Origin of the sequence: Streptomyces sp. NPDC089424 (genome assembly GCF_044749345.1) — a bacterium.
Taxonomy (GTDB): Bacteria; Actinomycetota; Actinomycetes; order Streptomycetales; family Streptomycetaceae; genus Streptomyces.
This window is the reverse complement of the sequence record NZ_JBIVHU010000007.1, coordinates 447214-462445: the sequence shown is the minus strand read 5'-3', so window position 1 is coordinate 462445 and position 15232 is coordinate 447214. Positions and strand designations below refer to the sequence as shown.

The following is a 15232-nucleotide window of genomic DNA, read 5'->3' as shown; positions in this document are numbered from 1 at the left end:
GGGCCTACACGGGCTTGATGTTGTGGTTGAAGCGGAAGACGTTGTCCGGGTCGAAGCGCCGCTTCACGACTCCCAGCCGCCACATGTTCCGCGGGCCGAGCCCGGCCCGTACGCGGTCCCGTCCCTCGTCGCCGACGAAGTCGGGGTGGACCGCCCCGGTGCTCCACGGCCGGACGGCGGCGCCCGCTTCCCGGACCCAGTCCACGTACCGTCCGTCGTCCGCCGGGTCCGTCCAGACGGCGCTCGGGTGCGCGACCCAGGAGGCGTCGCGGTACGGCACGGGGTGGTCGTCCGGGGCGTCCGCGACCGCGCCGCCCAGCGGGAACAGCAGGTGCCCGCAGCCCGCCCTCGCGGGCCGCGAGTCCGAAAGGGCGCAGAAGACGTCCACGAAACCGTCCGGCGCACCGGACAGGCACTCCGCCGAGCAGTGGTGGCGCAGGCCGGGCGGCTCGTCGAACAGGCGCTGCGCGTCGGCGTACGGCAGCGCGCGGACGGCCTCCGAGACGTGCGGCAGCGCCAGCAGCGGCTCGGCCAGCTTGCGCAGGTCCTCCTCGGATCCCGCGTACGTCAGCAGCACACTGCACAGCGGCCGGCCGGCGAGCGACGGCGCCGCGAACGCGTCCGGCGGGCCGGACCGGCAGACGACGGCGCCACCGGCCTCCAGCGGGCCGGAGCCGATCACCTCCCGGTAGGTGCGGACCGCCGCACGGGCGTGCTCCGGGAGGTAGGTCAGCAGGGCAAGGGAGAACTCCGGCACCTCGTACAGCTTGAGGGTGAGGGCGGTGACGACGCCGAAGTTGCCGCCGCCGCCGTGCAGCGCCCAGAACAGCTCCGGGTTCTCGTCGGCGCAGGCGCGGATCCGGTCGCCGTTCGCGGTGACCAGCTCGGCGCCGAGCAGGTTGTCGGCGCCGAGGCCGCAGGAGCGCTCCAGCCAGCCGCTCCCGCCGCCCAGGACGGAACCGGCGACGCCGGCGGCGGAGTCCCGGGCGCCGGTGGTGGCCAGACCGTAGGGCTGGGTGGCCCGGTCCAGCACGCCCGTCGTGGCCCCGCCCTCGACGCGGACCGCCTCGGACACGGGGTCGACGCTCACGCCCCGCATCCGGCGCAGGTCGATGACGAGACCGGCGTCGTTGGTGCCCGAGCCGTCGATGCCGTGGCCCCCGCCGCGCACTGCGACGGCGAGGTCGAGGTCCCGGGCGAACCGCACCGCCCGGACCACGTCGGCCTCGTGCGCGCATCGCGCGATCACCGCGGGGCGCCGGTCGACCCGGGCGTCGAAGACGGCGCGGGCCGTGTCGTAGCCCGGGTCCCACGGGGCGAACACCTCGCCGTCGAGGTCCTCGCGGAGCTCGACGAGGGCCGTGTGGGCCTTGGAGGACATGGCCGCCCCCTTCCCGTAACGGGATCAGGTGCGATTCCAGCCTACTCAGCCGCCGTAGGCCCCCGAGGCGGTCAGCCGCAGGGCGGTGTCGATGAGCGGGACATGGCTGAAGGCCTGCGGGAAGTTGCCCACCTGGCGCTGGAGGCGGGGGTCCCACTCCTCGGCGAGCAGACCGAGGTCGTTGCGCAGCGACAGGAGCCTCTCGAACAGCTTGCGGGCCTCGTCGACGCGGCCGATCATCGCCAGGTCGTCGGCCATCCAGAACGAGCAGGCGAGGAAGGCGCCCTCGTCGCCGGGGAGGCCGTCGACGCCGGCGTCCTCGCCGGAGGTCGGGTACCGCAGGATGAAGCCGTCCGCCGTGGACAGTTCGCGCTGGATGGCCTCGATGGTGCCGATGACCCGCTTGTCGTCCGGCGGCAGGAAGCCCATCTGCGGGATCAGCAGCAGCGACGCGTCCAGCTCCTTCGAGCCGTACGACTGCGTGAACGTGTTGCGCTCCTTGTCGAAGCCCTTCTCGCACACGTCCCGGTGGATGTCGTCGCGCAGCTCGCGCCACCGCTCCAGCGGTCCGTCCGCGTCACCGGACTCCAGCAGCTTGATCGTGCGGTCGACGGCGACCCAGGCCATGACCTTGGAGTGCACGAAGTGGCGGCGCGGGCCGCGCACCTCCCAGATGCCCTCGTCCGGCTCCTGCCAGTGGTCCTCCAGGTAGCGGATCAGCTTCAGCTGGAGCAGCGAGGCGTAGTCGCTGCGGGCCAGGCCGGTCATGTGGGCCAGGTGCAGGGCCTCGGTGACCTCGCCGTACACGTCGAGCTGGAGCTGGTGGGCCGCGCCGTTGCCGACCCGCACCGGTGCCGAGTTCTCGTAGCCGGGCAGCCAGTCCAGCTCCGCCTCGCCCAGCTCGCGCTCACCGGCGATGCCGTACATGATCTGCAGGTTCTCCGGGTCGCCGGCGACCGCGCGCAGCAGCCACTCGCGCCAGGCGCGGGCCTCCTCGCGGTAACCGGTGCGCAGCAGCGAGGACAGGGTGATCGCGGCGTCGCGCAGCCAGGTGTAGCGGTAGTCCCAGTTGCGCACGCCCCCGATCTCCTCGGGCAGCGAGGTGGTGGGCGCGGCGACGATGCCACCCGTGGGCGCGTACGTCAGCGCCTTCAGCGTGATCAGCGAGCGGACCACCGCCTCACGGTAGGGGCCGTGGTACGTGCAGTGCTCCACCCACTCGCGCCAGAAGTCCTCCGTGGCCTCCAGCGACTGCTCCGGCTCCGGCAGCGGCGGCGGCTCACGGTGCGAGGCCTGCCACGAGATGGTGAAGGCGATCCGGTCGCCGGGCGCGACCGTGAAGTCCGCGTACGTCGTCAGCGCCTTGCCGTAGGTCTCGGCGGAGGTGTCGAACCACACCGAGTCAGGGCCCGCCACGGCGACCGTGCGGCCGTCGTGCTTGTGCACCCACGGGACGATCCGGCCGTAGGAGAACCGCATCCGCAGCGCGGACCGCATCGGCACCCGGCCCGAGACGCCCTCGACGATCCGGATCAGCTGCGGGGCCCCGTCACGCGGGGGCATGAAGTCGGTCACGCGGACCGTGCCGCGGGGGGTGTCCCACTCCGACTCCAGGATCAGCGAGTCACCGCGGTAGGTGCGCCGGGCGGCGGTGGGTGGCTCGGCGTCGGCGGCGTGCGCCGGGCCGATCCGCCAGAAACCGTGTTCCTCCGTGCCCAGCAGACCGGCGAAGATGGCATGCGAGTCGAAGCGGGGCAGGCACAGCCAGTCGACTGTGCCGTCCCGGCAGACCAGGGCAGCGGTCTGCATGTCTCCGATGAGTGCGTAATCTTCGATGCGCCCGGCCACGTGCAACTCCAGTCGAACGGCCACGTAGCCCCATGACGGGGCTTTCGCTATGTGCGGTCAAGGGGTCGTTGTAATGCGTCGTCGAGCTGTGAAGTAAAACCGCCGCTGTGCCCGGAGGCAAAACGACCGTCGTCGCCCAACGATCTGACGAGCTCTTGTGCTTCCGGTGCTTACGGGCGGGGGTGGTGCCGTGTTGCCGGCGGGCTCGGCAGCGAGTGTCCGAGCAGGATACGACGCACGTAGATGATCTGCGTGCCGCTCCGGGCAACCCACATGCGCCGAACGAGTGAGCACAGGGTGAGAAACAGGTGAGCAGTACGCGTACGTGGCGGGACGTGCGCGGAGCGTGGCCGGACACCATCGCCCCGAGGCGCTGATACCCTGGTAGCCCGTGGACCGGTGGGCTCGAAACCCCCGAACCGCAGCGACGGCACCCCCGGCGAAGCCCGGCACGGCAGCCGCCCCGCACCCCCAGACCGAGACCACGGGAGCCTCCTCTTGGCCATGACGCCCAAATCTTCGACGACCAAGCACATCTTCGTCACCGGGGGTGTCGCCTCCTCTCTCGGCAAGGGCCTGACCGCGTCCAGCCTGGGAATGCTGCTCAAGGCCCGGGGTCTGCGCGTCGTGATGCAGAAGCTCGACCCGTACATCAACGTCGACCCGGGCACGATGAACCCCTTCCAGCACGGTGAGGTGTTCGTCACCAACGACGGCGCCGAGACCGACCTGGACATCGGCCACTACGAGCGCTTCCTGGACCGCGACCTCGACGGCACCGCCAACGTCACCACCGGCCAGGTCTACTCGACGGTCATCGCCAAGGAGCGGCGCGGCGAGTACCTGGGCGACACCGTGCAGGTCATCCCGCACATCACCAACGAGATCAAGCACCGCATCCGCCGTATGGCCACGGACGACGTGGACGTCGTCATCACCGAGGTCGGCGGCACGGTCGGCGACATCGAGTCCCTGCCGTTCCTGGAGACCGTCCGCCAGGTCCGCCACGAGGTCGGCCGCGACAACGTCTTCGTGGTGCACATCTCGCTGCTGCCGTACATCGGCCCCTCCGGCGAGCTGAAGACCAAGCCCACCCAGCACTCGGTCGCCGCCCTGCGCAACATCGGTATCCAGCCGGACGCCATCGTGCTGCGCTGCGACCGCGAGGTGCCGACCGCGATCAAGCGCAAGATCTCGCTGATGTGCGACGTCGACGAGGCCGCCGTCGTGGCCTGCCCGGACGCGCCGTCGATCTACGACATCCCGAAGGTCGTGCACTCCGAGGGCCTGGACGCCTACGCCGTCCGCCGCCTCGACCTGCCGTTCCGGGACGTCGACTGGACGACCTGGGACGACCTGCTGGACCGCGTCCACAACCCGGACCACGAGATCACCCTCGCGCTGGTCGGCAAGTACATCGACCTGCCCGACGCCTACCTCTCGGTCACCGAGGCGCTGCGTGCGGGCGGCTTCGCCAACAAGACCCGCGTGAAGATCAAGTGGGTCACGTCCGACGACTGCCGGACCCCGTCCGGCGCCGAGGCGCAGCTGTCCGACGTGGACGCCATCTGCATCCCGGGCGGCTTCGGCGACCGCGGTGTCTCCGGCAAGGTCGGCGCCATCCAGTACGCCCGGGAGCACCGGATCCCGCTGCTCGGCCTCTGCCTCGGCCTGCAGTGCATCGTGATCGACGCCGCGCGCAACCTGGCCGGCATCGCCGACGCCAACTCCACCGAGTTCGACCCGGCCACCGCCCACCCGGTCATCTCCACGATGGCCGAGCAGCTCGACATCGTCGCGGGCGAGGGCGACATGGGCGGCACCATGCGCCTCGGCATGTACCCGGCGAAGCTGGCCGAGGGCTCCATCGTGCGTGAGGTGTACGACGGCAAGGAGTACGTCGAGGAGCGGCACCGGCACCGCTACGAGGTGAACAACGCCTACCGCTCGGAGCTGGAGAAGAAGGCCGGCATCCTCTTCTCGGGCACCTCCCCGGACGGCAAGCTCGTCGAGTACGTGGAGTACCCGCGCGAGGTGCACCCCTACCTGGTCGCCACGCAGGCGCACCCGGAGCTGCGCTCCCGGCCGACGCGTCCGCACCCGCTCTTCGCCGGGCTGGTCAAGGCCGCGGTCGAGCGGAAGATCGCGAAGTAGCACCGCGGTTGTACGGTTGCCGGGGTGCCGGGCCTCGAAGGTGGGCACCCCGGCGTGGCACTTGCACGCCGGTGGCACGTCGGGAAGGACAGGGCATGACGATCAAGGACACCCACGAGGAGTGGGAGGTCCGGGCGACGCGGACCCCCTTCGTGGGCAACAAGACCTCGGTCCGTACCGACGACGTGGTCATGCCCGACGGCACGGTCGTGCACCGCGACTACCAGGTCCACCCCGGCTCCGTGGCGGTCCTCGCCCTCGACGACGCCGGCCGGGTGCTGGTGCTGCGCCAGTACCGGCACCCGGTGCGCCAGAAGCTGTGGGAGATCCCGGCGGGCCTGCTCGACGTGCCCGGGGAGAACCCGCTGCACGCCGCCCAGCGCGAGCTGTACGAGGAGGCGCACGTCAAGGCGGAGGACTGGCGGGTGCTGACCGACGTCTACACCACGCCCGGCGGCTGCGACGAGGCCGTGCGCGTCTTCCTCGCCCGTGGCCTTTCCGACGCCGAGGGCGATCGGTTCGCGGCGGAGGACGAGGAGATCGACCTGGAGCTCGCGCGGGTTCCGGTGGAGGAGCTGGTACGAGGCGTCCTGGCCGGTGAGCTGCACAACACCTGCCTCGTCGTGGGCGTTCTCGCGCTGGTCGCCGCGGAACGGGGCGACGGACTCGACGCCCTGCGCCCCGCACAGGCCCCCTGGCCGGCCCGCCCCTTCCAAGCCTGACCACACCGCCCTCCGGGCGTGAGGGCGCCTGCGCGTGCGGGCAGTCGTGCGTTCCTTCGGCCGGAGCGCGTCTGTTCGCGGTGGGTGTGCCGGGTCGGCGGCGTTTGCCGGTCCAGGGCTGCGTGGCGTAGGGGGTGTCCTCCGGTGTGACGATCGCCTGATCCGATCGGGGGACGTCCCCGCCGTGCTCGACCGGGTTCGTCGCAGAGCGTGAACTAGGCTCGGGAACGCCCGAACCGGAGTCCCGGCGGGCTTTTGCGCGTGCGGTGGGACGGGAGTGTGGCCCGTGACGGATCAGGCGGTGGACCGAGACGGCGTGCAGGTGCCGGGCGCGTCTGCGCAGAGCCAGTTCCTGGGCCGCACACGGGAGTTGAAGGAACTGCGCGCCGACATCGAGCGTGCCGGACTGGACACCCTCTCCGGCCGCAAGGCCCCCCGCGCGCGCGTCCTGCTGATCGCGGGCCGGCCCGGATCCGGCCGCACCGCCCTCGCCGAGGAACTCGTACGGCAGGTCGCCGCCCGCTACCCCGACGGAGTGCTGCGCGCCCGGCTCAGCGAACCCGACGGCACCGCCGTGCCGACCGCCCGCACCGCGGGGGACCTGCTCACCGCGCTGGGCCTGCCGACCCCGCCCGGCGCCGCCGACGACGACCTGTCGGCGACGCTCCGTGAGGCCCTGAGCGACCGCCGGGCCCTGCTCCTGCTGGACGACGCGGCCGACGCCGAGCAGGTCGACGCCCTGCTGCCGGACACCCCGGAGTGCCTGGTCGTGGCGGTCGCCCGGGGCCCCCTGACCGGCATCTCCGACGTCCGCCCGTGCACGCTCGGCGGCCTCGACACCAAGTCCGCAGTCGAACTGCTGTCCCGGCACACCGGCTCCGTCCGGATCACCGTCGACCCACGGGCGGCGGAAGGGCTGGTCGAGGCGTGCCAGGCCCAGCCCGCCGCGTTGATGCTGGCCGGCGGCTGGCTCGCCGCCCGCCCCCAGGCGGCCGTCGCCGACCTCACCAAGCAGCTGCACGCCGAGGGCGACGACGGGACGCCCCTGAGCCGGGTCTTCCGGCTGGTGCACTCCTCGCTGCCGGGCAGCGCGGCCCGCATCCTGCGCCTGCTCTCGCTGGCGCCCGCGGGCCGTATCGACCAGCACACGGCGTCCGCGCTCGCCGGCTGCTCCGTCAACGGCGCCCGGCACACCCTGGACGACTTCGCCGCCCTCGGCCTGCTGCGCAGGATCGACTCCTCACTGCCGGAGTACGAGGTGCCCGGGTGCCTGCACCCCCTGCTGCGCTCCGTCACCGAGACCGACGACCGCCCCGCCGAGCTCCAGCTGGCCCGCGCCCGGATGCTGGAGCGGACCGTTCGGCTGCTTCAGTCCTGCCGGGCGATCACCGAGACGGACAACCCGCAGGCCCGCGAGAAGCTGGCCGGCACACCGCGCGCCCTGCGCTTTCCCACTCCCCGGGCGGCCGCGGACTGGCTGAGCATGCGCCGCCCGGCCCTGCTCGCCTCGGCCCGCCTCGCGGTCGCCGACGGGGAGCTGGACACGCTGGCGAGGCGGCTGATGTCCCAGCTGGTGCGGGCGATGGTGGCCCATTTCGGCATGCAGGCCGCGGCGCCCGACCTGTACGGCATCCACCGGCTCGTGCTCGACGTGGCCGAGCGCCAGGACCTGCCCCGGGAGCAGGCGGCGGCGCTGCTGAATCTGGGCGATCTGGACGCCAGAACCGGCCGCACGGCCGACGCCCTGGTCCGCTACCGGGCCGCGCTGGACGCCGGACGCCGGGCGAACGACCCGTACGCGACCGGGCGCGCGATGGAATCCGTAGGGGGCGCGCACCAGGAGCTCGGGGATCACGACCGGGCGGCCGACTGGTTCGGCCGGGCCCTGGCCGAGCGGCTGGCCCGCGGGGAGGGCGAGGAGGCCGCCCGGCTGTACGGCCGGATCGCGACCGCGCACACCTACGCGGGCCGCTACGGCGAGGCGCAGCGCGGCTGGAAGGCGGCCATCGCCGGGTACCGCAGGCTGGGCGATGTGGCCGCCCACGCCCGGGCGTTGAGCGAGCTGGCGCGGGTCCAGGAGTACGCGGGACGGCCCGAGGAATCGCTGCGCACCTGCCAGGAGGCGGTCGAGGGGGCGCGGCGCGCACAGGACGCGCGGCTCCAGGCCGCCCTGCACCTGCGGCTGGCCGACACCCTGGAGCGGCTCGGCGATCCCGCGGCCGCCCTGCTGCACCGCAGCGCCGCCGAGCGCATGCTGGGGGAGGAGATCCAAAAAGCCGAAACGCCAGATCCAGCCATGGAACAACCCGCTAACGCCTGCGAAATCCGTAGTCCATCCGAAGAAGATTGATGCAATGAAAGGCTAGACAGCGGGAACACCTTCATTAGACTGGCTCTGCCGCACTTTCTCCTGCGGTGTCTCCCGGTGTGCCCTGAACATCCGGGTATGTCGAGCAAAACACCCCCTCTGAGCCAAGGACCGTGATCGACGTGAAGGTCGGCATCCCCCGCGAGGTCAAGAACAACGAGTTCCGGGTGGCCATCACCCCGGCCGGCGTGCACGAGCTGGTGCGCAACGGCCACCAGGTCGTCATCGAGCGCAACGCCGGTCTCGGCTCCTCGATCACGGACGCCGAGTTCGTGGCCGCCGGGGCGCAGATCCTGGAGACGGCCGACGAGGTGTGGGCCTCCACCGACCTGCTGCTGAAGGTCAAGGAGCCCATCGCCGAGGAGTACCACCGCCTGCGCAAGGACCAGACCCTCTTCACGTACCTACACCTGGCCGCGTCCAAGGAGTGCACGGACGCGCTGCTGGAGTCCGGGACCACCGCCATCGCCTACGAGACGGTCGAGCTGCCGAGCCGCGCGCTGCCGCTGCTCGCCCCGATGTCCGAGGTCGCGGGCCGGCTCGCCCCGCAGGTCGGCGCCTACCACCTGATGCGCGCGGCCGGCGGCCGCGGTGTGCTGCCGGGCGGCGTCCCCGGCGTGACCCCGGCCAAGGCCGTCGTCATCGGCGGCGGCGTCTCCGGCTGGAACGCCACCCAGATCGCCGTCGGCATGGGCTTCGAGGTGACCCTGCTGGACCGCGACATCAACAAGCTGCGCGAGGCCGACCGGATCTTCGGCACCAAGGTCAAGGCCATCATGTCCAACTCCTTCGAGCTGGAGAAGGCCGTCCTCGACGCCGACCTCGTCATCGGCGCGGTGCTGATCCCCGGCGCCAAGGCCCCGAAGCTCGTGACCAACGAGCTCGTCTCCCGGATGAAGCCGGGAAGTGTCCTTGTCGACATCGCGATCGACCAGGGCGGCTGCTTCGAGGACTCCCGTCCGACCACGCACGCCGAGCCGACCTTCGAGGTCCACCAGTCGGTCTTCTACTGCGTCGCCAACATGCCGGGCGCCGTGCCGAACACCTCCACCAACGCCCTCACCAACGCCACGCTCCCGTACATCGTGGAGCTGGCCAACCGGGGCTGGGCCGAGGCGCTGCGCCGTGACGCCGCGCTGGCCAGGGGCCTCAACACGCATGACGGCAAGGTCGTTTACCGCGAGGTCGCCGAAGCGCACGGGCTGGACCACGTCGAGCTGGAGTCGCTGCTCGGCTGACCGCCGGCTCCCAAGTCGTCACAAGCGAAAAGGCGATACGTCAACACGACTCGTCAACCGTCAGCGCCCGGCCGGACCTTGCCCGACAAGGTCCGGCCGGGTGTGTGTATGGTCACTTTGCGACGCTCGGTCAACTCGCCTCGAACGTAACCCTTGAGCCGATTCGTACACCGGTGAAACCTGCCGTGCGACGGCCGTACGCCCTTGACAGAGGGATGTTTCATTGCCGACACATCCTGCCGGGTCCGGCGGATTGTGTTGCTGCGGACCGCCGACACGCCATAGAGTCGCCAACCGTCGGCATGGTGCCACGCTGACCTGTCTAGAAGTTTCCTGGTCACCAAGGAGGTAAGACGACTTGTGAATGAGTCGACATTTTCTCCCGGGGGTGGTCAACCAGGAAGCCCTGCGCGGGGCCAGGCTCCCGCGGGGTTCGAGGCTGTCGGCTCCGTCGCGGTGCGCACCTTCGCAGCCCACCAGAGTCACCAGATGTCAGGCGTGACTCACTCAGCACACCAGAGCATGGATGGCCATCACGTGAACGCCATGGCCGGCGACGGAAGTGGCGCGCCCCACAACCACTTCGCCGACTACGACGAACTGCCCGAGGGGCACTTCTACGACCCCGACGCCGAGTACGAGCCCGACCCCGAGTACGCGGCCACGCTCGCGCCCGACGCTGCCCGCCAGCGCCGAGAGCGCGTCGGCCCGACCGGTCGCCCGCTGCCGTACTTCCCGATCCCGGGACCGCTGACCGATCACGGCCCCGCGAAGATCATCGCGATGTGCAACCAGAAGGGCGGCGTGGGCAAGACCACGTCGACCATCAACCTGGGTGCCGCGCTCGCGGAGTACGGGCGCCGGGTGCTGCTCGTCGACTTCGACCCGCAGGGCGCGCTGTCGGTCGGCCTCGGCGTCAACCCGATGGAACTCGACCTCACCGTCTACAACCTGCTCATGGAGCGGGGGATGGCGGCCGACGAGGTGCTGCTGAAGACGGCGGTCCCCAACATGGACCTGCTGCCCAGCAACATCGACTTGTCGGCGGCCGAGGTGCAGCTGGTCTCCGAGGTGGCCCGCGAGTCGACGCTCCAGCGCGCCCTGAAGCCGCTGCTGCCCGACTACGACTACATCGTGATCGACTGTCAGCCCTCGCTCGGCCTGCTCACGGTGAACGCCCTGACGGCCGCTCACAAGGTGATCGTGCCGCTGGAGTGCGAGTTCTTCGCCCTGCGCGGTGTGGCGCTGCTGACCGAGACCATCGAGAAGGTCCAGGAGCGGCTCAACCCGGATCTGGAGCTCGACGGGATCCTGGCCACGATGTACGACTCGCGCACGGTGCACAGTCGTGAGGTGCTCGCGCGGGTCGTCGAGGCGTTCGACGACCACGTCTACCACACGGTCATCGGGCGGACGGTCCGCTTCCCGGAGACCACGGTCGCCGGAGAGCCGATCACCACGTACGCGTCCAACTCCGTCGGTGCCGCCGCCTATCGCCAGCTCGCCAGGGAGGTGCTCGCCCGGTGTCACGCCGAGTGAGTCTGCCGGGGGCCGACGAACTGTTCCGTACGACAGGGGGAATGGCGCTCCAGGCATCCACTCCCCGGCGGGGCGCCAACGGCGAGGCGCGGGTGCCCGCCCCCGCGGGGGAGGGCGACGCGGCCGTTCCGTCCGGTGAGGACGCGCCGCAGGCGGTGCCCGCGCAGGGCGGCGACGGGGACGGCGCCGAGCATGTCGCGGCCGAGGCCGAGCCGGCCGACGCCGAATCGCGCAGCCGGGGCGCGGAGCGCTCCTCGCGGCGTCAGGGCCAGCCGGCGGCGCAGGAAGGTTCTGCCGCCGCTGCGCCGCGCAACAAGCGCGGCCGGGCGGCCGCGCGGCGGCCCAGCGGGCGTGAGCGGCACGACGAGAAGATCACGGTGTACGTCTCCGCCGAGGAGCTGATGGATCTGGAGCACGCGCGCCTCGTGCTCCGCGGCGAGCACGGCCTGGCCGTCGACCGGGGACGCATCGTGCGCGAGGCGGTGGCCGTGGTGCTGGCCGACCTGGAGACCCGTGGGGACGCCAGCATCCTCGTACGACGGCTTCGTGGGCGGTAGCGGTAGCCTGCGGGGGCTATGACCTCGAACGGCTCCCCTGTCCCGCCCTCCGGCCCCGCCGGCCGTCGGCGTGCACTGGGGAGAGGCCCAGGGACCGCGGCCACCCCGACGCCGCCACCCGAGGGCCCGACACCCGCACCGGAGCCCCCTGCTCCGGCACACCCCACGCAGCCCCCGGTGACCGCGCAAGCCACGGATGCGGCGCAGTTCGCAGACGCCGGGGAGACCACGCAGGCCGTGCGGGCGGAGCCCCCAGTGGCCGCGGATGCGGCGGAGGCCGCACAGTTCGCCGATGCGGGGGAGACCGCGCAGGCCGCGAAGGCCACGCATGGGCCGGAGGCCGCAGGGACCGCGGAGACCTCAGTGACCGCGCACGCGGCGGAGGCGGCGGAGGCAGCGCAGGCGCCGGCCGTCCTGGGGATCGCGGAGGCCACGCGGGCCCCGATGACCGGGCACGTCGCGGAGGCCGTGCAGATCGCGGATGCCGGAAGGACCACGCAGGCCCAGGGGGCCGCGGAGGTCTCGGGGACCGTGCAAGCGGTGGACGCTGCGCAGACCGCGGATCCCGAGGAAAGCGTGCAGTTCGCGGATGCCCGGGAAACCGAGCCAGCCGCGAAAGCTCCGGAGATTCCGAGGAGTGCAGAGGTCACGCGGGGCGCAGAGGCCCCAGTGGCCGCGCACGTCGCAGAGGCCGTGCGGGGCGCGGATGCCGGGGAGACCGCGCAGGCGCCAAAAGCGTCGAGGGCCGCGGAGGTCACGTCGGCCGTGCAGGCGCCGGAGGCCCTGAGGGCCGCGGAGCCGCCGGAGGCCGTGGCGGGCGGGGAGGGGGAGCCCGGTGGGTTCAAGGTGCGGCTGGCGAACTTCGAGGGGCCCTTCGATCTGCTGCTCCAGCTGATCTCCAAGCACAAGCTCGACGTCACCGAGGTCGCCCTGTCCAAGGTGACCGACGAGTTCATGGCGCACATCCGGGCGATGGGACCCGAGTGGGACCTGGACGAGACGACCGAGTTCCTGGTCGTCGCCGCCACCCTGCTGGACCTCAAGGCAGCGCGGCTGCTGCCCGCCGCCGAGGTGGAGGACGAGGCCGACCTCGCGCTGCTGGAGGCCCGCGACCTGCTGTTCGCGCGGCTGCTCCAGTACCGCGCTTACAAGCACGTCGCCGACATCTTCACCCACCGCCTCGACGAGGAGGCCCGCCGCTTCCCCCGTACCGTCGGCCTGGAACCGCAGCACGCCGAACTGCTGCCCGAGGTCGTCATCAGCATCGGCCCGGAGGGCTTCGCGAAGCTCGCCATCAAGGCGATGCAGCCGAAGCCCAAGCCGCAGGTGTACGTCGACCACATCCACGCCCCGCTGGTGAGCGTGCAGGAGCAGGCCGGGATCGTCGTCGGACGGCTGCGGGAACTCGGCGAGGCCAGCTTCCGCGTGCTGGTCGAGGACACCGACGACACCCTCACCGTCGTCGCCAGGTTCCTCGCGCTGCTGGAGCTGTACCGCGAGAAGGCGGTGGCGCTGGAGCAGGAGACCGCCCTCGGTGAGCTGCTGGTGCGCTGGACCGGCGGCGAGCAGGACACCGGTCCGATGGTGACCGACGAGTTCGACCGGCCCCCCGCGCCGCCCGAACCGAGCGAGCGGGCCGGGCGGCCCGAGGAGCAGGAGGAGAACGCGTGAGCGAGGAGACCACCGAGCTGCCTGCCGGGCTGCGCGCCGTCGCCGATCTGGAACTCAGGCCCGCGCTGGAGGCCGTCCTCATGGTCGTGGACGAGCCCGCGACCGTGGAGCATCTCGCGAAGATACTGGAGCGGCCGCGGCGGGCGGTCCAGCGTGCGCTGCGCGAGCTGGCCGACGAGTACACCGCGCAGGGACGAGGCTTCGAGCTGCGGCTCGTCGCCGGGGGCTGGCGTTTCTACACCCGGCCCGAGTACGCGCCGGCCGTCGAGCGGCTCGCCCTGGAGGGCCAGACCGCCCGGCTCACGCAGGCGGCGCTGGAGACGCTCGCGGTGGTGGCGTACCGCCAGCCGGTCAGCCGCAGCCGGGTCTCGGCGGTGCGCGGAGTCAACTGTGACGGCGTCATGCGCACCCTGCTCCAGCGCGGTCTCGTCCAGGAGGAGGGCACGGAACCCGAAACAGGTGCGATCCTGTACACGACGACGAACTACTTCCTGGAGCGGATGGGCCTGCGCGGCCTGGACGAGCTCCCGGAGCTCGCGCCCTTCCTCCCCGAGGCGGAGGCGATCGAGGCCGAGACGCAGGAAGGCGTGCCGTCGTTCGATCCGGACGCTCCGGATTCCGAGGACGCAGACGACAAGACGACGGAACTTTGATGCGAAGCAGCGGCAGTGGCAAGAGTGGCGGGACCGGCGGACGCGGCAACTACCGCGGCGCCGGTGACAACCGGGACCAGCAGGGGCAGGGCCGCCCCCGCAAGCCCCGTCCCGAGGAGCGCCGCTACGACGTGGGACCCGGGGCGACCAAGGACGGCCCGAAGGCGGGACGCGGCGGCGCGGCCCGGGGCGGCGCCAAGGGCGGCCCGAAGCGGCCCCAGCAGGACGGCCGTACGGCCCCCGCACGCTCGCGCGAGTACGAGGCGCGCACCGAGGAGCGCAACCGGGAGCGGTACGCGGGCCGCAAGGACGTGAAGCTGCCCAAGACGTTCCCCGGTGCCGAGCAGGAGGGCGAGCGGCTCCAGAAGGTGCTCGCCCGCGCCGGCTACGGCTCCCGACGCGCCTGCGAGGAGCTGATCGAGCAGGCCAGGGTGGAGGTCAACGGCGAGATCGTGCTGGAGCAGGGCAAGCGGGTCGACCCGGAGAAGGACGAGGTCAAGGTCGACGGCCTGACCGTCGCGACGCAGTCGTACCAGTTCTTCTCGCTGAACAAGCCCGCCGGTGTCGTCTCCACGATGGAGGACCCCGAGGGGCGCCAGTGCCTCGGCGACTACGTCACCAACCGGGAGACGCGCCTCTTCCACGTGGGGCGGCTGGACACCGAGACCGAGGGCGTCATCCTGCTCACCAATCACGGCGAGCTGGCCCACCGGCTGACCCACCCCAAGTACGGCGTGAAGAAGACCTACCTCGCGCACATCGTCGGCCCGATCCCGCGCGACCTGGGCAAGCAGCTCAAGGACGGCATCCAGCTGGAGGACGGGTACGCGCGCGCGGACCACTTCCGGGTGGTCGAGCAGACCGGGAAGAACTACCTCGTCGAGGTCACCCTGCACGAGGGCCGCAAGCACATCGTGCGCCGCATGCTGGCCGAAGCCGGATTCCCGGTCGACAAGCTGGTGCGCGTCGCCTTCGGGCCGATCACGCTGGGCGACCAGAAGTCGGGCTGGCTGCGGCGGCTGAGCAACACCGAGGTCGGCATGCTGATGCAGGAAGTGGACCTGTAGTCGGCCCCTTGTGAGGGACGGCCACCCCCTTTAT

The 15232-nt window shown here is 71.7% G+C and carries 11 protein-coding genes; 9 read left to right on the top strand and 2 right to left on the bottom strand.

Going from position 1 to position 15232, the window contains the following annotated elements; genetic code table 11:
- Positions 1–4 precede the first annotated feature (4 nt).
- On the bottom strand, positions 5–1381 hold the full coding sequence (locus ACIP2X_RS29115) for an FAD-binding oxidoreductase (RefSeq protein WP_401678253.1): 1377 nt from the start codon (positions 1379–1381) through the stop codon (positions 5–7).
- 45 nt (positions 1382–1426) lie between these two features.
- Positions 1427–3229: a glycoside hydrolase family 15 protein gene (locus ACIP2X_RS29110; protein WP_401678250.1), complete on the bottom strand. Its 1803-nt coding sequence runs from the start codon at positions 3227–3229 to the stop codon at positions 1427–1429.
- Between the two features lie 504 nt (positions 3230–3733).
- Here ACIP2X_RS29110 and ACIP2X_RS29105 point away from each other — a divergent pair.
- The 9 genes from ACIP2X_RS29105 (at position 3734) to ACIP2X_RS29065 (ending at position 15198) form a co-directional block, all read left to right on the top strand.
- Positions 3734–5383, top strand: a complete 1650-nt coding sequence (locus tag ACIP2X_RS29105) for a CTP synthase (protein WP_401678247.1) — start codon at positions 3734–3736, stop codon at positions 5381–5383.
- A 95-nt stretch (positions 5384–5478) separates the two neighbouring features.
- The gene (locus tag ACIP2X_RS29100) at positions 5479–6105 is read left to right on the top strand and encodes an NUDIX domain-containing protein (protein ID WP_401678244.1); all 627 of its coding nucleotides are present in this window, start codon (positions 5479–5481) and stop codon (positions 6103–6105) included.
- Between the two features lie 286 nt (positions 6106–6391).
- Positions 6392–8455 (top strand): tetratricopeptide repeat protein, encoded by a 2064-nt coding sequence (locus ACIP2X_RS29095; protein WP_401678241.1) that lies wholly within the window; start codon positions 6392–6394, stop codon positions 8453–8455.
- Positions 8456–8586: 131 nt separating this feature from the next.
- Positions 8587–9711 carry an alanine dehydrogenase gene (ald, locus tag ACIP2X_RS29090; RefSeq protein WP_401678239.1) on the top strand — a complete coding sequence of 375 codons (1125 nt, stop codon included), beginning with the start codon at positions 8587–8589 and terminating at the stop codon, positions 9709–9711.
- Between the two features lie 489 nt (positions 9712–10200).
- A complete protein-coding gene (locus ACIP2X_RS29085; protein ID WP_401678236.1) occupies positions 10201–11250 on the top strand; it encodes a ParA family protein in 1050 nt (349 codons plus the stop codon).
- Positions 11235–11807, top strand: a complete 573-nt coding sequence (locus tag ACIP2X_RS29080; protein WP_401678233.1) for a hypothetical protein — start codon at positions 11235–11237, stop codon at positions 11805–11807. The genes ACIP2X_RS29085 and ACIP2X_RS29080 overlap by 16 nt, the downstream gene beginning before the upstream one ends.
- 783 nt (positions 11808–12590) lie before the next feature.
- Positions 12591–13478, top strand: coding sequence for a segregation and condensation protein A (locus ACIP2X_RS29075; RefSeq protein ID WP_401678319.1), 888 nt, complete (start codon positions 12591–12593; stop codon positions 13476–13478).
- Complete coding sequence (scpB, locus tag ACIP2X_RS29070; protein ID WP_401678230.1) at positions 13475–14131, top strand: SMC-Scp complex subunit ScpB; 657 nt, start codon at positions 13475–13477, stop codon at positions 14129–14131. Before ACIP2X_RS29075 ends, scpB begins: the two co-directional genes overlap by 4 nt.
- A complete protein-coding gene (locus tag ACIP2X_RS29065) occupies positions 14131–15198 on the top strand; it encodes a pseudouridine synthase (protein ID WP_401678227.1) in 1068 nt (355 codons plus the stop codon). Before scpB ends, ACIP2X_RS29065 begins: the two co-directional genes overlap by 1 nt.
- Positions 15199–15232 lie beyond the last annotated feature (34 nt).